This window comes from Streptomyces sp. DH12, from assembly GCF_020873895.1.
GTDB lineage: Bacteria > Actinomycetota > Actinomycetes > Streptomycetales > Streptomycetaceae > Streptomyces.
Window position 1 is genome coordinate 1 of sequence record NZ_JAHWGT010000072.1, and the last position, 3,506, is coordinate 3,506.

2 protein-coding genes and 1 pseudogene are annotated in these 3,506 nt (G+C 78.2%); all 3 read right to left on the reverse strand.

The features are described 5' to 3' along the window. Positions 1 to 1,562, reverse strand: a 1,562-nt coding sequence (locus LPA54_RS32460; RefSeq protein WP_228984371.1) for a DUF3492 domain-containing protein, incomplete at its 3' end; no start/stop codon positions are given. Positions 1,563 to 1,814: 252 nt separating this feature from the next. Next, a complete protein-coding gene (locus LPA54_RS32465) occupies positions 1,815 to 2,948 on the reverse strand; it encodes a hypothetical protein (protein ID WP_306806570.1) in 1,134 nt (377 codons plus the stop codon). A 214-nt stretch (positions 2,949 to 3,162) separates the two neighbouring features. Beyond that, positions 3,163 to 3,506 (reverse strand): annotated as a pseudogene (locus LPA54_RS32470) (transferase); the annotation flags it as partial.

Genomic DNA, 3,506 nt, shown 5'->3' on the forward strand with positions numbered 1-3,506 from the left:
GGGTCGCCGTCGGTGTCGACGGCCTCGGACGGCCGGCGTACGGGGGCGAGCGACAGCAGTTCGAGGTAGAGGCCCCGGAAGGCCGCGATGTTCTGCTCGGCCGTGAAGAGTTCGAGTGCGCGGGCGCGCGCGGCGGCGCCCAGCCGCTCCCGGCGCTCGGGGTCGCGCAGCAGCGCGAGACAGGCGTCGGCGAGCGCCCGCGGGTTGCGCGGGGGGACGACGAGTCCCGTGCCGCCGATGATCTCGACGACCGCGCCGACGTCGGTCGAGACGGTGGCGCGGGCGCAGAGCATGGCCTCGATGAGGCTGACGGGGAAGCCCTCGACGACGCTGGAGAGGACGGTCACGCACCCGGCGGCGTAGGCGTCGGGGAGTTCGGGCGCCTCGGGGCCGCCGATCTCCTCGAAGGAGACCGGGTTGTCGCCGACGGCGTGGGCGGTGGCGGCCTCGTCGGGGAAGAGCTGGGCGGCGAGCGCCCGGCAGTGTCCGAGGTAGGTGGACGCCTCCGGGTCGCACAGGGGGGCGGCGATGATCCGCAGCCGGGTGCCCGGCTCGGCCCTGCGCACCTCGGCGAAGGCGTGCAGCAGGCCGACGAGGTCCTTGGCGGGCTCGACGCGCCCGACCCAGACGAGGGTGTGCGGGTCGCCGCAGTCGGTGCCTTCCCCGACGGCGGCGAACCGTTCCGCTTCGAGACCCGGGTAGACCGTGCGCAGCTTGGCGCGGTCGGCGCCGCACCGCTCCTGCCAGCGGCGGGTGTGGGTGTTGCCCGGGGTGATGACGGACGCCTGGTCGTAGACCTCAGCGGCGAGCCGGGTGTGGAAGGCGGCGAGCAGCGCCCGCACGGGCGGGCTCAGCCGGGTCCCGTCGGCGGCTAGGTAGTGCGCGCGCAGTGGGGCGCCGTACTCACTGACCAGCAACGGAACCCCGAAGAAGCGTTTGGCCACCAAGCCGGGGAGAGCCGCCGCGCCACCCGAGGCCGCGTGGCACAGGTCGACCGCGCCGAGCCCGGCGGCGTCGTACCAGTCGAGCGACAGGGGGCGCAGGGCGCGCTCCAGCTCGTGTGCGAGCGCCAGGTGGTCGAGGACGGTGGCGCCGTGTGCGCTCCGGCGTGCGCCCGGGGCGCGGCAGGCGGACTCCAGGACGCGCGCGGCGGCCTCGGAGCGGAGGGCCGGTACGAGGCCGCCGCGGTCGCGGGCGAGCGCGGCGAGCCCGTACAGGCCCTCGGCGAAGGCGGTGCCGGCGGCGGGCTCGGCGCGGCAGAGGGCGGTGGCCAGCTGCTCGAAGTGGTCGGTGAAGCGGCGGCGGTCCCGCCGCCCGTACGGGCGGGGGCCTCGGGCGCCGGCGCGGGCGCCGACCGGAGCGGTCCACAGGGGGGCGGTGCGCACGCGCTGGACGTGCGGTGGCAGCGGCACCCACCCGGCGTCCTCCTGGCGTGCGCTGCGGCTCAACGCGTAGAGGTCGAACTCGTGTTGCGCGAGCCCGCGCACGAGCCGGTCGCACCAGAGCCTGGACTCACCCGCTGCATACGGGTAGCCACCCTCGGTGAGCAGTCCGATCCGCACGAGTACACCCCCGATCTCCCTTGTGCGCGGCCGTCGTTGGTCCGGCGACTCGCGGCGGGACGACCGTAAGCGGACGAACAGGTGGCGGGGGGGGGGGGGGGGGGCCCCGGGGGGGGGGGGGGGGCTGGGGGGGGGGGGGGGGGGCCCGGGGGGGCGGGGGGCTTGGGGGGGGGGGGGGGCGGGTGGGGTCTGCGAGGCCGCGGGGAGTGAGGGGAGGCAGGGGGCATGGAAGGTGTGAGGGGGTCGGTGTGGTCAGGGGTGGGCGGCGTGCGCGGAGGCCCGGGTGAGCACGGTGGAGGCGTACGCGAGGAGGGCGGTCGCCGCTCCACCGCAGGCGAGGGCGGGTACGGAGGCCGGGCCCCAGGTCTCGACGGCGGCCCGGACCGGCGCGGCCACCGGGTCGAGTCCGGGCAGTCGCCCGGCGAGGACCGCGGCGCAGGCGAGGTACTGGGCGGCGCACGCGGCGCCGAGCGCCGTGGCGCCCGCCGGCGCGAAGCCGTGCACGGCGAGCAGCCGGGCCAGGAACAGCAGGGTGCCGAGCGCCAGCGCCGGGGCGAGCGGTCCCGGTGAGGCCCCCGGGACGAGCCGGGTCAGCACCAGCAGACCCGTCAGGGCCGCCGCGTACAGGGTGACGACCGCGAGGAACAGGGGTCTGGCCCGCGCGGTGAAGTCGTCCAGGCCCCGGCTTCCCGCGAGCCGTCGCCGGGCCCGCACCGCGAACAGCCGGGCGCAGCCGGCGGCCGGCGGCACCGCCAGCGCGAGCGCCAGCAGCGGGGCCGTCAGTGGGGCCGGCAGCGCCGGCCAGGGACCGTCCGGGGAGCCGGCGACGAGCTGGTCGAGCAGCCCGTCGCCGTACACCGCGTAGAGGAGGAGCAGGGTCGTGGCTGCGCTCGCGGTGAGCGGTGCGCGCCCCGGCGTGCGCAGCGGCCCGCGCCGGGCGCAGTGGGCGAGCGCGACCGCGAGGCCGAGGGCCCCGGCGAGGGTGACGGCGAGCTGCGGTCGGCCGGTGGTCACGGCCCGGCCGGCGAGGGCCGCCCCGCAGACGGCGGCCGGGAGCAGCGTGGCGAGGACCCGCCCCACCTGCCCCGCCCGTCGTGTCCGCGGGCGCCCGGCCCGCTCGGCACCGCCCCGGGAACCGGCCCGGTCTACGCCCCGGGTGTCGGCCTCGGCGTCGGTAGCGGCACGGTCAGCGGCCCCGGGCGGGGAGGCGGCCGGGCCGTGGGACATGTCGCGCGGCACGCGCGCGTACAGCTCCTCGGCGAGCGAGAACACGTCACGGTGGCGGAAGCGGGCAGCGGTGCGGTCGGTGACGCCGTGGGCCTCCAGCCCGGCGGCGATCTCCAGCGGGTCGACGGCGCGCTCGCACAGCTCCCGGTGCCGGTGCAACAGCGCCTTGACGGGGTCGGCGGAGCCCCGGCGCGCGGACGCACCCGCCCCGCGAGCACCGGAGGCACCGGCCCCGCCGGCACCACCGGCACCACCCGAAGCGCAGGAACCACCGGAAGCACCGGGAGTCATAGGAGCAGGAGCCGTGGAGGCCGCAGGAGCCGTGGAAGCAGGAGCCGTAGGGGCCAAGGCGGGGGTGAGAGGCGTGGGCGGCTCAGACATGACCGCCCCCCACTCCCCCGGTGACGCCCACGGCCACCGCCGGACGCACGGCCCCCACCGGCCCGGGCACCGCCCGGCCCGGCGCCGCCGCGCCGGGCACCGCCCGGCCCGGCGCCGCCGCCGCTGCCACCGCCCAGGTCGGCGTGGGCCGTGGCGCGGCAGTCCAGTGCCCGGGTACGTACGCCTCCGCGGGGTGGGCGAAGGGCACCGGGTCGCCGTCGGTGTCGACGGCCTCGGACGGCCGGCGTACGGGGGCGAGCGACAGCAGTTCGAGGTAGAGGCCCCGGAAGGCCGCGATGTTCTGCTCGGCCGTGAAGAGTTCGAGTGCGCGGGCGC